This window comes from Mycobacterium triplex, from assembly GCF_000689255.1.
Taxonomy (GTDB): Bacteria; Actinomycetota; Actinomycetes; order Mycobacteriales; family Mycobacteriaceae; genus Mycobacterium; species Mycobacterium triplex.
In genome coordinates this window covers 1,107,683-1,123,316 of sequence record NZ_HG964446.1, presented here as the reverse complement: position 1 = coordinate 1,123,316, position 15,634 = coordinate 1,107,683, and the positions used below count along the sequence as shown (strand labels likewise).

13 protein-coding genes are annotated in these 15,634 nt (G+C 65.6%); 8 read left to right on the top strand and 5 right to left on the bottom strand.

Annotated features, from left to right (window positions below; all coding sequences use genetic code 11):
* Positions 1-19 precede the first annotated feature (19 nt).
* Positions 20-961, bottom strand: a complete 942-nt coding sequence (locus BN973_RS05120) for an SAM-dependent methyltransferase (protein WP_051641125.1) — start codon at positions 959-961, stop codon at positions 20-22.
* On the bottom strand, positions 961-1,323 hold the full coding sequence (locus BN973_RS05115; protein ID WP_036466385.1) for a DUF3054 domain-containing protein: 363 nt from the start codon (positions 1,321-1,323) through the stop codon (positions 961-963). The genes BN973_RS05120 and BN973_RS05115 overlap by 1 nt, the downstream gene beginning before the upstream one ends.
* A gap of 67 nt (positions 1,324-1,390) precedes the next feature.
* Between BN973_RS05115 and BN973_RS05110 the strand changes: the two genes are divergently transcribed.
* The 3 genes from BN973_RS05110 to BN973_RS05100 are packed head-to-tail and all read left to right on the top strand — an operon-like array spanning position 1,391 to position 4,431.
* Complete coding sequence (locus BN973_RS05110) at positions 1,391-2,587, top strand: acyl-CoA dehydrogenase (protein ID WP_036466383.1); 1,197 nt, start codon at positions 1,391-1,393, stop codon at positions 2,585-2,587.
* On the top strand, positions 2,587-3,816 hold the full coding sequence (locus tag BN973_RS05105) for a serine hydrolase domain-containing protein (protein WP_036466381.1): 1,230 nt from the start codon (positions 2,587-2,589) through the stop codon (positions 3,814-3,816). Before BN973_RS05110 ends, BN973_RS05105 begins: the two co-directional genes overlap by 1 nt.
* 12 nt (positions 3,817-3,828) lie before the next feature.
* Positions 3,829-4,431 carry a hypothetical protein gene (locus BN973_RS05100; RefSeq protein ID WP_036466380.1) on the top strand — a complete coding sequence of 201 codons (603 nt, stop codon included), beginning with the start codon at positions 3,829-3,831 and terminating at the stop codon, positions 4,429-4,431.
* Positions 4,432-4,437: 6 nt separating this feature from the next.
* On the opposite strand, the gene BN973_RS05095 is transcribed toward BN973_RS05100, so the two are convergent.
* Entirely contained in the window at positions 4,438-4,728 is a 291-nt protein-coding gene (locus BN973_RS05095; RefSeq protein ID WP_036466378.1) for a CDGP domain-containing protein, read from the bottom strand.
* Positions 4,729-5,092: 364 nt separating this feature from the next.
* Here BN973_RS05095 and BN973_RS05090 point away from each other — a divergent pair, with 364 nt between their 5' ends.
* From BN973_RS05090 to BN973_RS05080, 4 genes are all read left to right on the top strand, one after another.
* Positions 5,093-6,406, top strand: a complete 1,314-nt coding sequence (locus tag BN973_RS05090) for a cytochrome P450 (protein WP_269147636.1) — start codon at positions 5,093-5,095, stop codon at positions 6,404-6,406.
* Positions 6,407-6,657: 251 nt separating this feature from the next.
* Positions 6,658-6,783 (top strand): hypothetical protein, encoded by a 126-nt coding sequence (locus BN973_RS31985; RefSeq protein WP_269147635.1) that lies wholly within the window; start codon positions 6,658-6,660, stop codon positions 6,781-6,783.
* Positions 6,784-7,066: 283 nt separating this feature from the next.
* Positions 7,067-10,261 carry a type 2 lanthipeptide synthetase LanM family protein gene (locus BN973_RS05085; protein WP_139830162.1) on the top strand — a complete coding sequence of 1,065 codons (3,195 nt, stop codon included), beginning with the start codon at positions 7,067-7,069 and terminating at the stop codon, positions 10,259-10,261.
* A gap of 171 nt (positions 10,262-10,432) precedes the next feature.
* A complete protein-coding gene (locus BN973_RS05080; protein ID WP_139830175.1) occupies positions 10,433-11,362 on the top strand; it encodes a class I SAM-dependent methyltransferase in 930 nt (309 codons plus the stop codon).
* 6 nt (positions 11,363-11,368) lie between these two features.
* Here the strand turns inward: BN973_RS05080 and BN973_RS05075 are convergent, their stop codons facing one another.
* Both BN973_RS05075 and BN973_RS05070 read right to left on the bottom strand, forming a co-directional pair.
* Positions 11,369-12,889 (bottom strand): GAF domain-containing sensor histidine kinase, encoded by a 1,521-nt coding sequence (locus tag BN973_RS05075; protein WP_139830161.1) that lies wholly within the window; start codon positions 12,887-12,889, stop codon positions 11,369-11,371.
* A gap of 54 nt (positions 12,890-12,943) precedes the next feature.
* A complete protein-coding gene (locus BN973_RS05070) occupies positions 12,944-13,606 on the bottom strand; it encodes a response regulator (protein ID WP_407067563.1) in 663 nt (220 codons plus the stop codon).
* 315 nt (positions 13,607-13,921) lie between these two features.
* Here BN973_RS05070 and BN973_RS05065 point away from each other — a divergent pair, with 315 nt between their 5' ends.
* Positions 13,922-15,490, top strand: coding sequence for a DHA2 family efflux MFS transporter permease subunit (locus BN973_RS05065; RefSeq protein ID WP_051641534.1), 1,569 nt, complete (start codon positions 13,922-13,924; stop codon positions 15,488-15,490).
* Positions 15,491-15,634: the final 144 nt, after the last annotated feature.

Sequence of the window (15,634 nt, the reverse complement as noted above, 5' to 3'; positions counted from 1 at the left end):
ACCTCACCTCTAACGCCTATCAGGCGGATGCATTCCGGCCCGGTGTCACCGCGGGCCCGGCCGCTCGCGTTGCGGTGACATAGCGGGGCGTAATCGCGTCGTCATCGGGGGTGCCGCGCCAACGGTTGCTCATTCCGATCGCGCTGAACAAATCGGTGACGTTTCGCTCGACCGGCTGCCAGCCATGCTCGGCAAGATACGGCGGGACGGCGCGATATTCGCCCGGGTAGGTCAGTCCGGCCAGATCGACGTCGAGACCGAATTGCCGCCAGGTGTCGACGAATGTCTGGGCGGCCTCCAGCTGGAATGCGGACCAGGTCGGCATGTGATCGCCGGCGAACCGGCTGCCCGGCGCGCTGACCGCCGAGACATCGGCGAGCAGCCGGCTCTGGCCGTCGGGGGGCAGGAACCCGATCAGGACCGTCTCGGCGATCCACACCGTCGGCTGGGCGGCATCAAAGCCCGACCGGTGCAGTGCCGTCAACCAGTCGCGCCGCAGATCGACTCCGACCGCGCGGCGGTGCGCGGTCAGCTCGGCGCCCAGGCGACGCAACACGGCGGTCTTGAAGTCGATGACATCGGGCTGATCGATCTCGTACACCGTGGTGCCGGGCGGCCACCACAGCCGATACGGACGGGTGTCCAGGCCGGAGCCGACGATCACGACTTGGCGAATGCCCGCCCGCCCGGCGTCGGCGAGGAATTCGTCCAGGAACCGGGTGTGCGCCCCGAGCAGCGTGACGAGCCCGGTCACGATCGCGTTGTCGCCGCCGTCGGTGTACCGCTCGTCGTCGACCATCCGGGTGAAGTACGGCACGCCCGCGGCGCGCACCAGCGGCTCGGCGAAAGGATCGCTGACCAGACCCTTACCGGTCGCCAGTGCGCGGGCGACCGCGCCGAACGTCGCGGTCATTCCGACGCCGCTGTCGGGACCCCACGTGTCGTCGTCGGTCCGTGCCATCAGACGCCGGAGCGGCGCCGCAACGCTAGCCCGACGGCCGCTCGCCAACCGAGCAACAACAGCGCGGTCACCGACGCCGCGACCACGACAAAACTCGCGGCCACGCCCGCGGAGCCGACCTTGCGCAACACCATGCCGATCACCACGGTGCACAGCCAGATCACCACGCCGGTGGGGGCCACGGCGGTGGGCCGCTGCCACCCGCGGGACACCAGCCATCCGATCACGGTCCCGGTCAGAAACGGCCAGGCCGTCGTCGCGATGCCGGCGAGATCGAGCCCCTCGTCGTGACTGCGGCGTCCCACGGCGCAGAACACCAGGACGCACAACACATCGACGCCGAGCCATCCCAGCCGCTGCATAGAGCGAGACTACCGGGCTGGGCCGGACACTGTTCTTCGCGTTGGGCGCGGTGGCAGGCTGGCTTGCATGAGCACACACAAGCCTCCGGCGTTCAACCGGGACGACCCCCTTGGCCTGGACGCGTCGCTGTCCAGCGATGAGATCGCGGTGCGCGACACGGTCAGAAAATTCTGCGCCGAGCACGTCATCCCCTACGTCGCCGAGTGGTTCGAGATCGGTGACCTGCCGGTGCGCCAACTGGGCAAGCAGTTCGGCGAGCTCGGGCTGCTCGGCATGCACCTGGAGGGCTACGGATGCGGCGGGTCCTCGTCGGTGCACTACGGCCTGGCGTGTACCGAGCTGGAGGCCGCCGACTCCGGGGTGCGGTCGATGGTCTCGGTGCAGGGATCGCTGGCGATGTTCGCGATCTGGAACTTCGGCTCCGAGGAGCAAAAGCAGCAGTGGCTGCCCGGCATGGCCGCCGGTGAGCTGCTCGGCTGCTTCGGGCTCACCGAACCCGATGCCGGATCCGATCCGGCGGCGATGAAAACCCATGCGCGACGGGATGGTTCGGACTGGGTTCTCAACGGCCGCAAGATGTGGATCACCAACGGTTCGGTCGCCGACGTCGCGGTGGTGTGGGCCGACACCGAGGACGAAGGAGGCCGCGGAATTCGGGGTTTCCTAGTCCCGACCCGCACCCCGGGCTTCACCGCCAACACGATTCACCACAAGCTGTCGCTGCGCGCCTCGATCACCAGCGAGCTGGTGCTCGACGACGTGCGGCTGCCCGCCGACGCGATGCTGCCCGACGCCCAGGGGCTGCGCGGGCCGCTGTCCTGCCTGTCCGAGGCGCGTTACGGCATCGTCTGGGGATCGATGGGAGCGGCGCGCACGGCGTGGCAGGCCGCGCTCGAATACGCCACGCAGCGCACGCAGTTCGGCCGGCCGATCGCGGGATTCCAGCTGACCCAGGCCAAACTCGTCGACATGGCCGTCGAATTGCACAAGGGACAGCTGCTCTCGCTGCACCTGGGCCGCCTCAAGGACAGCGTCGGGCTGCGCCCCGAGCAGGTCAGCTTCGGCAAGCTGAACAACACCCGCGAGGCGCTCAAGATCTGCCGCACCGCTCGAACCATATTGGGCGGCAACGGAATATCGCTGGAATTCCCGGTCATCCGGCACATGGTCAACCTGGAGTCGGTGCTGACCTACGAGGGCACCCCCGAGATGCATCAGTTGGTGCTGGGCCAGGCATTCACCGGTAGCGACGCCTTCCGCTGATGGCTTCACGTCGCATCGCGTCTCTGGTCGTCGCTTGCTTGCTCGTGGCGGGCTGTGGACCTACGCCGTCACCGGCGCCCACGCAGGCGGAATCCGCCGACCAGGCCAAGGCCGATGCCGTGCTGCGATTGGTACACAACTTCGTGACGCAGGCGCACCTGAAGGCCGCGATCGTACGCGTCACGGTGGACGGCAAGGAGGTCCTCACCCGGGCCGTCGGCGACTCGATGACGGGGGTGCCGGCCACCACCGACATGCACTTCCGCAACGGCGCCGTCGCGATCTCGTATGTGGCGACGCTGCTGCTGAGGCTGGTCGACCAGAAGAAGCTGAGCCTGGATGACCGGTTGTCGAAATGGCTGCCCGACTTCCCCGACGCCGGGCGCGTCACGTTGGGGCAGCTGGCGCAGATGACGTCCGGCTACCCCGATTACGTCCTCGGCAACGACCAGTTCGCCAACGAATCCTACGCAAACCCGTTCCAGCAGTGGACAACTCAAGATCTGCTCGCCCAGATCTCCGGGCGGCCACTGCTCTACGAGCCCGGGACCAACTGGAATTACGCGCACACGAATTACGTGCTGCTCGGGCTGGCGCTGGAGAAGGCCACCGGTCAGGACATGCCGACGCTGCTGGCCAACGAGGTGCTGGGGCCGCTCGGCTTGAAGCACACCGCGAACTCCGATACCGCCGAAATTCCCTGGCCGGTCTTGCACACGTTCACCTCCGAGCGGCGCCAGGCACTCAAAATCCCTGCGGGGACACCGTTTTACGAGGAGTCCACGTACTGGAATCCGTCCTGGACCATTACCCACGGCGCCATTCAGACCACCACCATCGGCGACATGGAAGCCACCGCCGTCGGGATCGGCTCCGGCAAGCTGCTCTCGGGCGACTCGTACCGCAAGATGGTGTCGACCGCGCTGCGCGGCAAGACCCACGCCCAGCCGGGCTGCCCGACCTGCTTCGACCAGAACGAGGGCTACACCTACGGGCTGGGCATCATCATCTCCGGCGACTGGCTGATGCAGAATCCGTTGTTCTCCGGGTGCGCGGGCGTCGAGGCCTACCTGCCGGCGCAGAAGATCGCGATCGCCGTCGCGGTCACCTACGCCCCGGAGGCCTTCGACGACCAGGGCAACTACAGTAATCAGGCCGACATACTGTTCCGCAAGATCGGCGCGGTGATGGCTCCGAACGCCGCTCCACCGATGCCGCCGGCGAGATAAGGAGTTCCAGCCATGCGCATTCGAGCGATCGCTGCGGGCACGCTGGCCCTGGGAGCGTTGGCGATGCCCAGTGCCGTCGCCGATCCCACCGGCACGCTGCCCCCGATGACGGCGACCAACGGCGGGCCGATCATCGGCGGCGGGGGCAACGCCTCGCAGATGTCGCAGCAACTCAAGAGCCTCAAGGATCCCAACGTTCAAGAGGTCGACGGCCCGGACGCGGCTCAATTCATCGCTGCCGCAGCCGGTATCGGCGATCGCGACCTCGCCCTGCCGTTCATGGCGCTGCAGCGCGCGCTGGGCTGCCAGAAGGACAATGCCGGATTCGGGGCGCGTGGCTACCGCCGCAACGACGGCAAGTGGGGCGGTGCGATGCTCGTCATCGCCAAGAGCGCCTATCCGGACGGCGCCGCGATGAAGGCGTGCGAGATGTCCAACTGGCGCAGGCCTTCGCTGGGCAGTCCGACGCAAATGTGCAACAGCGGATGGGCTTATCCGCCACAGACATTCAACGACAAGGGCGGCGACTTCATCGTGCTGCTCGCCGGCACGAATTCCGACTTCTGCACAGCGCTCAACGGGAACTACAAGGGCAACGCATCCGCCTGGCCGTAAGCCGCGTCAGTCGTCGATGTGCGTTGGGGGGTCCGCAAAGGCAGCGCCCGACGGATGCTGGTCGGGACCCAACGTCTGGCAGTTGGTATTGGTGACGTAAACCGGAGTGCCGTCGCGCCCGGGTGTTGGCGGAAAGACGACGCACCGCTGCCAGGTTCCGTCGACCTGGACCGGACCATCGCATTTGCTGATGACGGCGCCGCCCAACTGGCAGCCGGCGTTGGCCGCGGGTGCGGCGGCGATCAGCGCGCCGGCCGACAGCACGGTGGCCAGTCCCGCCACGATGAATTGCTTCATGCTGTAGGAACTCTACTCAGTGGGAGGGGGGCTCGTCATTGCCGGTGGACAGCCGACCGGCGATGCGGACCGATCTGACGAGGTGAGACTGCGGAGTTGGCCTTCCGCGGCGGCTGTCGGTAGCTGCCGAATACCGGACAGCAGGGAGGACAACAGTGTTCGTGGCGGGCTAGCGTTGTGCCCGCTGCCGACCACTTCGCCGATTCAACGAAAAGGAGCTTGGCATGAGCACAGTTACCTCCGACCGCGTTGCTGGCGTGCGAATTCCTGGATCGGCGGCTTTAGCCCAATGACTCACCTGCCGGACGTTACTCAAGCTCCGACCCACACCCGCTTTCAAAATGTCCGAGTTGGAGGCGATCGCTTGGCAATCGGCGCGCTGCCACCTGGCCCCCGACTCCCGGTCAGCGTCCAGACCGCTGCGTGGATGACCAACCCCTGGAGGTTCATGGAGCGTTCGGCCGCTCGCTTCGGCGACACGTTTACCCTCAGGCTGGCCGGTGAGGGGACCTGGGTGATGGTGTCCCATCCTGATGCGGTCAAAGAAGTCTTTACGGGGCCCCCGGAGCTGCTGCGGGGTGGGGAGGCGAATCGCATCTTGTTGCCCGTAGTCGGCGCGAATTCGGTGCTCCTGCTCGACGGTGAGGCGCATAAAGAACAGCGCCAGCTACTCGTGCCGCCGTTTCGCGGCAACCACTTGCAGTCCTACGCGGACACGATGACCGCGATCGCCGAAAATGAGATCGCCCGCTGGCCGCGTGGCGAGCCGGTGCTGGTGCGTACCCGGATGCAGGCATTGACGCTCGAAGTCATCCTGCGCGCGGTGTTCGGGCTGTCCGAGGGCGGGCGCCTTGACCAGCTGCGGATGGAACTCGTGCGCATGCTGACCACGACAACGGGCAGTCCCGGGCGGCTTCTGTTGTTGGTTCTGAGCCCCCAGCGCGTCAGGGCAGCGCTGACACGCAAGCTGTTTCGCGACGTCGACCGCTTGCTCTACGCCGAGATCGACGACCGACGTCGAACAGATGACCTGGACGAACGTGCCGACGTGTTGTCCATGCTGCTGAGGGCCCGCCACGCGGATGGCCGGCCGTTGAGCGATGTCGAGATCCGCGACGAATTGATGACGCTGCTGTTGGCCGGTCACGAATCCACGGCCAGCGCGCTCGCGTCGGCGGTGGAGTGGGTGGTCGGTGACCCCGACGTGCAGTCGCGACTTGTTGACGAGGTGCATGCGGGCGGGTACGAGTTCCTCGATGCCATCGTGATGGAGACATTGCGCTTGCGGCCGGTTTTCTCGCTGGTCCCGCGGCTTCTGAAGGCACCGATGGAAATTGGCGGTGTCCCGTTGCCGGCCGGGGTGACGGTGGTGCCTTCGATCTATCTCATGCACCGGCGCCCGGACATCTACCCCGATCCGCAGCACTTCCGGCCTGCCCGGTTCCTCGAGCAACGAGCCGGGACGTATACCTGGATCCCGTTCGGTGGCGGCGTTCGCCGTTGTCTCGGTGCGGCATTCGCTCAATACGAGATGAGGGTCGTGCTGGCCACGTTATTTCGCCATTGCCGGGTGCAGCCGGTCGGCGAGCAGGCTGAGCGGGAACCCGGCGCCTCGTTGGCGCTGGGGTGGCGGCCCGTGCCCGAGCCCTGTCGACTTCGGGTTTGCATCGAGAGGTGAGGATGACGGCCGACGGCAGATGAGATCTGCTACGCCGCATGTGATTTCATCCGCTTCGTCTGGGTCTAGCCGGTGTGCTGATGTCCGCGGCGCCCCGGTCGAATACCGGGCAGCAGGGGGGCGAAAAGCCGGGCAGCGGGGGGGACAACGGCGCTCACGTCTGGCTACCGTTATGGCATCCAAGGGTTCACATAGCGCCTTCCTCGGGAGCCGCTATGGAAAATCCACGCTTTCAACAAAAGGAGACCGCGATGAGCACCTTGATCACCTTCGACCGCATTGAGGACATCCTCGCCCCCAACTGTTCCGACGAAGCGTTGGAAAGTGCCGGGGCCACCCGGATGGTGGCCACCATACTGACGCCGACATGTAAGTGACAAGGCCGTCGGACTCCTCACTGGGGTCCACCCCTGTTTGGCGAATCCCATTCCCCGCCGGACTGCCGACCTTGCGGGGAATGCGATTCGTGATCGACGGCTGCCGAAAACCGGTGTGGCAGAACAGCTACTCGGCCGTTGCGTGCGCACGGTCGGGACAGGGCATATTCGAGGTCTGGATAAGTTCCGTACTCCGAGTGTCACCGCGAGACCTTAGGTACTGTTGCCGTAGTTCGCAGCTGCTGGCCGCAGCCGCCGGTTCGGCGTGATCCGGGAGATCGCGATGGAAGCTTTCTACGAGCGCCTCATTTTTCGCGCTGCGACCATCGACGAGCTGCTGTCCGACGCGTTCGAACCATTGCCCGGCCAAAAGAGCGACAGCGAGTTGGCCGCCCGTCGTCTCGCCGCATGGTGCCGGTCCTCGGCCAGCGGCGACTGGTCGTTGTTCGCTCGCCGGCTAGGACGAGACGGACTATCGATCGACGGCGTGTTGGCAAGGTTCGCCACCATCCGCCGCAACGCTTCCCGACCGGCACCGACGTGGATCGACGACGCGGTCTGGATCTGCGAAGCGTCGCAGAATTCCGCCAGGACAGCATCGAAACCCCCTGCGTCCCAGGCAGAGTCTTGTGCGTTCGAAGATTTGCTGGAACCGGTGGTGCGCGACGCGGAAGCACGTCTTTGGTCGGATGTCGGCGGTCGCGTCGACCCCGCCGTGGGTGAGCGGGCGCGCGCAAGCCTGCGCCGGGCACTCGTCGTCGATCTATCCGACCTCGCGGCCCCCGCGATGTACGAGCGCTTCGCCGAGGCCCGAAAGGACGACGCAGACCTGAGCGTTCACGCCGACGGGGCGCACAGCCGTTCGACGGCCCGCTACCAGGATTTCGTTTCCGAGATGAATGCGGGAGGAATGCGTCGCCTGTTCGACGAGAAGCCCGTCCTGCTGCGGCTGCTGGCCACGCTCACCCGGCAGTGGATCGACGCGTCAGCCGAGCTGATCAGACGGCTTGACGCCGACTTACCCGCGATTCGTCACGACTTGTTCGGAGTCGACACGTGCGGCGAAATAGCCAGTATCGATGGTGGCCTTTCTGATCCGCACAACTTCGGCCGCAGTGTCCGGACCATTCGCTTCGACGACGGTTCGCGAGTCGTGTACAAACCGAAGGATCTCACCGTTGACCGAGCGTGGTACGAGCTCATCCAGCGACTGAACCACAACGCCCCGATCGACCTGAAGGTGCCGCGCCTGCTAGCGTGCGCCGGCTACGGCTGGACCGAATTTATCGATCACACGAGTTGCCACGACCCGCAACGCTTTCGGAGGTATTTTCGTCGTGCCGGGGGGTGGTTGGCGCTCTTCCACTGCTTCGTCGGCGTCGACATGCATCAAGAAAACATCATCGCCCACGGTGAGCACCCCGTACCGATCGATCTCGAGATGATCCTTCAGGCGGCTGATGCACCCGGTGGCCTGGACCCTGACGACGGCGCGGGACGCGCATACCAGGCCGCGACAGAAAAGCTCAGCAACTCGGTCCAGGAGATCGGAATGCTTCCCGTCTATGGCAAGCATTCCAACACAGTCTTTTCGATCGGCGGAGTGACCTCAAACCCCGCTCCGCGCGTCAAGCTGACGTGGACCGACATCAATTCCGACACGATGCGGCCGACGAAAGTTGCTGACAGTGGCACGATTTCGAACTTGCCGCATGTTGAGGGGCGCCATGCCCGGCTCGGCGATTACCTCGACGACTTCATCTCGGGTTTCAACGACTACGCGATGTTCCTCCACCGGCAGCGCCCAGACGATCTTTTCGACGGCTTCGCCGGATTGACGATCCGCAAAGTCGCCCGGCCGACCAGGTTCTACTACATGCTGCTGGAGCGTCTCAAAGATCACCGCACGATGGACGACGGCGTCATCTGGTCTGCTCAGGCCGACTTCGCCACCCGACTTGCGGATTGGCAGCACGACCACGATCCCATGTGGCCGCTGCAACGACTCGAACGGGCGGCCGTCGCCGAGTTGAACGTGCCGCATTTCATGATGACCAGCGACGGTCATGAAATCCGCGACGCGGCCGGAACTTCAATCCCGGTACGGGGGACGCCGGGCCTCGACCGCGCGCGCGCCCGTGTCCGCGACCTCGACAGTGAGGAAATCGCGTGGCAGGTCGAGGTGATTCGACAGAGCACCGGCAGCCTAAGACAAAAACCGCGTGACGCAGAGCCCGACCGGCTGCACGGCTTCGTCACGACGGGTGAGCCCAGCCACAAAGTATTTGCGGCGGAGGCCGACACGGTCGCCCGAACGCTATTCAGCCACGCCCATTTTGAGGGTCCAGGCGCGGCCTGGATCGGCCTCGACTGGCTCGGCGACTCCGAGATCTCACAACTGATTGCGCTCGGCGACGACCTCTACAACGGCACAGGCGGCATCGCACTGTTTCTCGCCGCGCATGCTGCCGTTGCGAACAGCACATCATCGCGGAACCTCGCCATGGCCGCCCTGGCCCGGCTCCGCGAAACCCTACGCGGCCGCAATCCCGCACAGATCGCACGCTTGCTCGGTCTGGGCGGTGGGCTCGGTCTCGGATCGATCGTCTACAGCCTCGCGGTGATCTCCGCGCTGCTCGATCACGACGATGTGCTGTCGGACGCTCACCGGGCGGCGAAGTTGATTGCCCCCGACGTCATTTCGGCGGATCGACAGCTCGACGTTCTGGCCGGCAGCGCGGGCGCCGTCTTGGGCCTGCTTCGGCTGTATCGCCAGACCGGTTCCAGCGATGCACTTGAGCGCGCAACCAATTGCGGCAGGCATCTGCTGGCCGAACACCGCGTTGGCCCCGTCGGCCGCCGCAGCTGGCCCGCGCCCGGTTCCGGCGGCCCGCTCAACGGCTTACCGCGCGGAGCGGCCGGCTTCGCCTACGCACTGGCGGCATTGGCCTCGGCGACCGGAAGTGACGAGTTCGCAAGCGCTGCCGAGGAATGCATTGCCTTTGAGAACGCGACCTTTGATGCCGAGCGCAGCAATTGGCCCGACACATCTAGCGGCTCCGCCGCCACATGGTCCGGTAACTGGTGTCGTGGCGCACCGGGCATCGGCCTGGCCAGGGTGGCGATGACAAAGCAGACGGCGCTGCGTGGCGAGCCCATCGTGACCGACATCCGCCGCGCGCTCGAGGGGGTAGAGCGGGAATGGCCGGGATCGACCGACACGCTGTGCTGCGGGACGCTCGGCAGCATCGAATTCTTGTGGGAAGCCGCCGACGTGCTCAGCCGGCCTGATCTGCGCGACACGGCCACCCAGCGGCTGCTAGCGGTTGCACAAACCGCGAGGTCAACCGGCAGCTACCGATGGAACGGCGGAATCAGCCGCTTCAATCTTGGTCTTTTCCGCGGGATTGCCGGCGTCGGCTATACGATGCTGCGGCGTGTCGACCCTTCCCTCCCCAACGTCTTGATCTGGGAATGAACAAGCTGCCCTGCTACCCGCTGCGTACCGGGTAGCAGGGGGTCAAGAAGCCAGGCAGCAGGGGCGACACCAGTGATCGTGTCGGGCTACCGTTTGCGGCGTTCAGGGCTCTCATAGCGCCGCTATGTGCAGCTTCGCGCAATGCAACGAAAGATGACCGACATGAGCACGATGCGCACCCATGACGACACCTGGGACATCAAGACCGGTGTCGGGAGTACCGCGGTGATGGTCGCTGCGGCCCGCGCTGTCGAAACCGACCGGCCCGAGCCGTTGGTCCGCGACCCGTACGCCAAATTGCTCGTCGCCAACGCCGACGCGAACCTGTTATGGGTAGCGATGCTCGACCCGTCGATGGTGGCCAAGATCGAAGCGATCGACGCCGAGATCGCGGCGACCGTCGCGCACATGCCGAGCTATCACGCGGTGCGGACAACGTTCTTCGACGCGTACTGCAACGACGCCGTTGCCGACGGAATCCGGCAGGTCGTGATCCTGGCGTCGGGACTGGATTCCCGTGCCTACCGCCTGGATTGGCCGACCGGGACCACCGTGTACGAGATCGATCAGCCCAAGGTGCTGGCATACAAGTCCACGATGCTGGCGGAAAACGGGGTGGCGCCCACGGCCCAATGCCGCCCGGTGCCCATCGACTTGCGCCGGGACTGGCCCGCCGCTCTGTGTGCCGCGGGCTTTGACCCGATGGCACGGACCGCCTGGTTGGCCGAGGGGCTGTTGATGTACCTGCCCGCTGAAGCGCAGGACAAGCTTTTCGCCGAGATCGGTGAGCTCAGCCCCGCGGGCAGCCGGCTTGCGGCCGAAACCTCGCCTCGGCACAGCGACGAGCGGCGAGACCAGATGCGCGAGCGATTCAAGGAGGTCGCCGACGCGTTGGGCTTCGAGCAGGCCGTGGACGTGCTTGAGCTGACCTACCACGACGAGAACCGGGCGATCGTTGCCGACTGGCTCAACAACCACGGTTGGCGAGCCGCGGGCCAAAGCGCGCTGGACGCGATGCACCGGGCGGGCCGCTGGGTCGATGTGCCGATGGCAGACGACAAGGCTGCGTTCGCCGAGTTTGTGACCGCGAAGCGACTGTAGACGCATTCAGGCCGAAGAGGGGATCGTGGCCCGCAGCGTGGTGCCGCCGCCCGGCGGGCTTAGCACGCTCAACTGGCCACCGAGCGCTTCCACTCGGTCGATCAAGCCGATGAGTCCCGACCCGTTGTTGCTGTCGGCACCCCCGGCGCCGTCGTCGCGAACGGAAAGCACCAGATCCGATCCGTTGGTGTGGGCGTCGATCTCCACCCCGGACGCGTGCGCGTGTCGGGCAGCGTTGGTGAGCGCCTCGGCGACAACGTAGTACGCCGCGACTTCGGCCGATTCCGAGAATCGCGCCTTCAGTTCAACGCGGACCTTGACCGGGATGGGGCAGTGGCGGGCAAGGTCCTTGAGGGCCGGACCGAGACCGCCGCTGGATGCGATCGCCGGATGGATGCCACGGGCGATCTCTCGGAGATTTGCCGACGCCGCGGTTAAGCCGGCTACGGCGTCGGACATTTGTGCTTTGAGCGGCTCGAGTTCGGCGGGCACTTGGGCCTCGATGGAGCGCAGTTGCAGCGCCAGAGACACGAGCCGTTGCTGCGCACCGTCGTGTAAATCGCGCTCCAGTCGCCTGCGAGCATCGTCGGCGGCGGCGACGATGCGGGCGCGGGAAGCTGTCAGTGCGGCCTGGGCTTCGGCATTGGCGATGGAGGTGGCGACGAGCTCGGTGAATTCGCCGAGCCGTTGCTCGGTGTCCGGCGGCAGTGGTCGCGCCTCGCGAGATCCGGCCACCGCAGCGCCCCACAACCGGCGTTCGACGAAGATCGGCGTTGCGACCCCGGCGCGCAACCCCAGCCCGCGGATGAGCGTGGGGATGGCACCGACCAAATTTTCGTTGTCATCCACACGGGCAGGCCGGCCGGTGTCAGCCACCGCGGCGATGATGTTCTCGCCATCTACGGGCCAGCGACTGCCGACTGGCTTCCGCTGGGTCTGCCCCGGATAGTCGTGCGCGGCCATGAGTGTGGCGGTCTTGTCGGGTTCATAGCGCCACAGCGACACGTCGGTCACCGCGAGGCATCGTGCGAGTTCATCCGCCACCGCCGAGAAGATTTCCGATGCCGGGGTTCTGCGTGCCACCAGTGTCGCGACCCGGCGTAACGCAGCTTGTTGATCGGCCAGGGCGGTGAGCGCCTCGCGGCTCGCCTCGGCTTGCTGCCGGCGTTGCTCTGCGTCGGCCGCACGGGTTCGTACGGTACGCGCCAAGGCGTGCGCTACCAGCGCGACGACGGCGACGACGAAGAAAAAGACCCAGTCCTGAACCTGGGCTAGCACCGGGCCATGGTCGGGCCAACGACGGAAATGCGCGTACGCGATCGCACTTATCACCGCCATCGCGGCGGTCATGCCGGCACCCCAGCCGGTTGCGATGACCAAGACGCCGATCAGATACAAGACGCCGAAGGCGTTGTCGGTGCCGGTGAGCTTCTTGAGTAGCAGCAGCACGACCGTCTCGACCGCGATGAATCCGGCTGCTACCGCAATCCCCGGCGCCGCGGGCAGTGGTATTCGTGACAGCAGCATCGACCTCAACCGGACCGGTATCTGTGGTCTTGCCGTGGTCACCGTGATCGCCAGTCAGCGAGCCTCTAGGAAAGTGACGACCGCCCGGACGCGACGGTGATCGTCGCGGGCCTCATGCAGGCCCAATTTCGTCAAGATGCTGCGAACGTGCTTTTCGACCGTGCCTTCTGCCAGCCACATTCGCCGCGCAATGCCGGCGTTTGAGCGTCCCTCTGCCATCAGGGCCAACACTTCCTTCTCGCGTGAACTCAGCGCGTCGAGTGGATCGTTGCGTTCGCCCGCGGCTACCAATTCGCGAATCAGACCGGGATCGACCACCGATCCACCGTCGACGATCCGCTCGAGCGCATCGAGGAAGTCAGCGACGTCGGCAACCCGAGGTTTCAGCAAATACCCCACAGCGCGCCCGCTGGCCAGTAGCTGGAGCGCGTGTTCAACCACGACGTGGGCCGACAGAACCAGCAACCCCACACTCGGCATCTCCGCGCGGATGGCGGTCGCCGCATCGAGTCCGTCGGTGGTGCCGGTGGGCGGCATTCGGATGTCGACAATCACCAGGTCCGGCTGTTCGGCACGGACCAGTTCCACAAGGCCCACGGCGTCGCCGATTTGGCCCACCACGTGATAGCCCGAACGGGTCAGCAGGCTGGCCAGCCCTTCCCGCAGCAACACATCGTCATCGGCTAGCACGACCCGCAAACCTGGCTGCACGGTCACGTCGATCCCTTCGCTGAGGACACCACGCGATAGTGGGAGCGTAATTGCAGGTAGCAGGTATGCCCAAGTGAAGCTGGCGGCGGGTTCGAAACGGGTGCCAGCGGTGGCGACCTGGACCCCGTCGACCGGAAGAATCCAGGTTGCATGGCCGCCTCGAGTGAGCGGCCCTCGTCTGCCCGGGACGGCTATGCCGTTGACGTTTTGCGCCCCGACCTTAACTACGGAGGAACCGTGTCAATCCATCGCACTGGGCTGCTGGTGCCCGGTTCGAACACGTCGTGGCGACGGGAGTGCGACCCTGCGGCCGACACCCCGGTGCCCGCCGCCTCCAGCGGGCAATCGGGCGCCGGTGCACATATCGATCCCGACAAGCTGGACGCCGCGCTGTTTCGGATCGCCGGCGTGTGCGTGCTGGCCTCGGTGATGGCGAACCTGGACGTCACCGTCATAAGCGTCGCGCAACGCACCTTCATCACCGCATTCCATTCCACCCAGGCGGTCGTCGCTTGGACAACGACCGGCTACACACTGGCGCTGGCCACCGTCATCCCGCTCGCGGGATGGGCGGCCGACCGGTTCGGCACCAAGCGACTGTTCATGGGATCGGTGCTGGCGTTCGCTTTCGGCTCACTGCTGTGCGCGACCGCCCCAAACATCGCCTCACTCATCGCATTTCGGATGGTGCAAGGCCTTGGGGGCGGCATGTTGGTGCCGCTGGCGTTCACGATCATGACGCGCGCGGCCGGCCCGAAGCGGCTAGGTCGCCTGATGGCGGTGCTGGGTATCCCGACTCTGCTCGGCCCGATCGGCGGGCCGGTCCTGGGCGGTTGGCTCATCGATACCCATAGCTGGCAGTGGATCTTTTGGATCAACCTGCCGATCGGCCTGACCGCGTTTGTGCTTGCGGCGATCGTATTCCCGCAAGATCACTCGACGCCGTCGAAAACCTTCGACTTCCTCGGCATGGCGCTGCTGTCGCCTGGCGTGGCGACGTTTTTGTATGGGGTGTCGTGCATCCCGGACGTCGGCAACGTTGCCGACCGCCACGTCTGGATTCCGGTGGTGATCGGTCTGGTACTGATCACCGGGTTCGTCGTTCATGCCCTCTACCGTGCGGATCATCCGCTCGTGGACCTGCGGCTATTCAAGAATCGCGTGGTCGCGATCGCGAACTCGGCGATGTTGTTATTCGCCATCGCGTTTTTCGGCGCATGGGTGTTGTTGCCGAGCTACTTGCAACAGGTGCTGTACCAGACACCGCTGCAGTCCGGGATACACATGATCCCCATGGGACTCGGTGCCATGGGGACCATGCCGCTGGCCGGAACGTTCATGGATAAACGCGGTCCGGGCAAGGTCGTGTTCGTCGGCATCACGCTGATCGGCGCGGGCACGGGCACCTTCGCCTACGGCGCCGCCACACAGGCGGCTTACTTGCCCACGCTGCTGGCCGGGTTGGTGATCATGGGCATGGGCATGGGCTGCACCATGATGCCACTATCCGGGTCAATGGTGCAGGCTTTGGCTGCGCATCAGATCGCGCGGGGTTCGACGCTGATCACCGTCAATCTGCAGATGGCCGGGTCCGTGGGGACCGCATTGATGTCGGTGATCCTCACCAACGAGTTCAATCGCAGCGAAAACATTTCCGCTGCAACCAAGATCGCGATCCTGCGCCAGAATGCCGCCCGGCTCGGAGTACCAGTCGACCCGGCCGCCCTACCCCGTCGAGCCCTTGCTCCCGACTTCCCGAGCGAAGTACTCCACGATTTATCCCGCGCCTATTTCGTAGTGTTCGTGGTCGCGGTCTTCCTGGTCGCGCTGACGTGTTTCCCCGTTGCGTTTCTGCCGAGGAAGCCGGCGTCCTCCGCGACCAGACAATGACGGGCGCAGGCTAACCGCCGCCCGCGCCTCGGTTCGCATGAGGCCGATCAGCGCGAGCGCACACGCCGACAACTGAACGTTCATCTCGGCGAAGTCGTACGGTGGAGTTGCGCTGCGGAGACTGTAGAGGCCAGACGGATCGAA

What these genes read in the sequence shown, in the direction of transcription:
- BN973_RS31985 (WP_269147635.1), top strand. Translation starts at nt 6,658, where the DNA reads ATGAGCACCTTGATCACCTTCGACCGCATTGAGGACATCCTCGCCCCC.
- BN973_RS05105 (WP_036466381.1), top strand. Translation starts at nt 2,587, where the DNA reads ATGGCTTCACGTCGCATCGCGTCTCTGGTCGTCGCTTGCTTGCTCGTG.
- BN973_RS05075 (WP_139830161.1), bottom strand. Translation starts at nt 12,889, where the DNA reads ATGCTGCTGTCACGAATACCACTGCCCGCGGCGCCGGGGATTGCGGTA.
- BN973_RS05085 (WP_139830162.1), top strand. Translation starts at nt 7,067, where the DNA reads ATGGAAGCTTTCTACGAGCGCCTCATTTTTCGCGCTGCGACCATCGAC.
- BN973_RS05120 (WP_051641125.1), bottom strand. Translation starts at nt 961, where the DNA reads ATGGCACGGACCGACGACGACACGTGGGGTCCCGACAGCGGCGTCGGA.
- BN973_RS05110 (WP_036466383.1), top strand. Translation starts at nt 1,391, where the DNA reads ATGAGCACACACAAGCCTCCGGCGTTCAACCGGGACGACCCCCTTGGC.
- BN973_RS05115 (WP_036466385.1), bottom strand. Translation starts at nt 1,323, where the DNA reads ATGCAGCGGCTGGGATGGCTCGGCGTCGATGTGTTGTGCGTCCTGGTG.
- BN973_RS05095 (WP_036466378.1), bottom strand. Translation starts at nt 4,728, where the DNA reads ATGAAGCAATTCATCGTGGCGGGACTGGCCACCGTGCTGTCGGCCGGC.
- BN973_RS05100 (WP_036466380.1), top strand. Translation starts at nt 3,829, where the DNA reads ATGCGCATTCGAGCGATCGCTGCGGGCACGCTGGCCCTGGGAGCGTTG.
- BN973_RS05080 (WP_139830175.1), top strand. Translation starts at nt 10,433, where the DNA reads ATGCGCACCCATGACGACACCTGGGACATCAAGACCGGTGTCGGGAGT.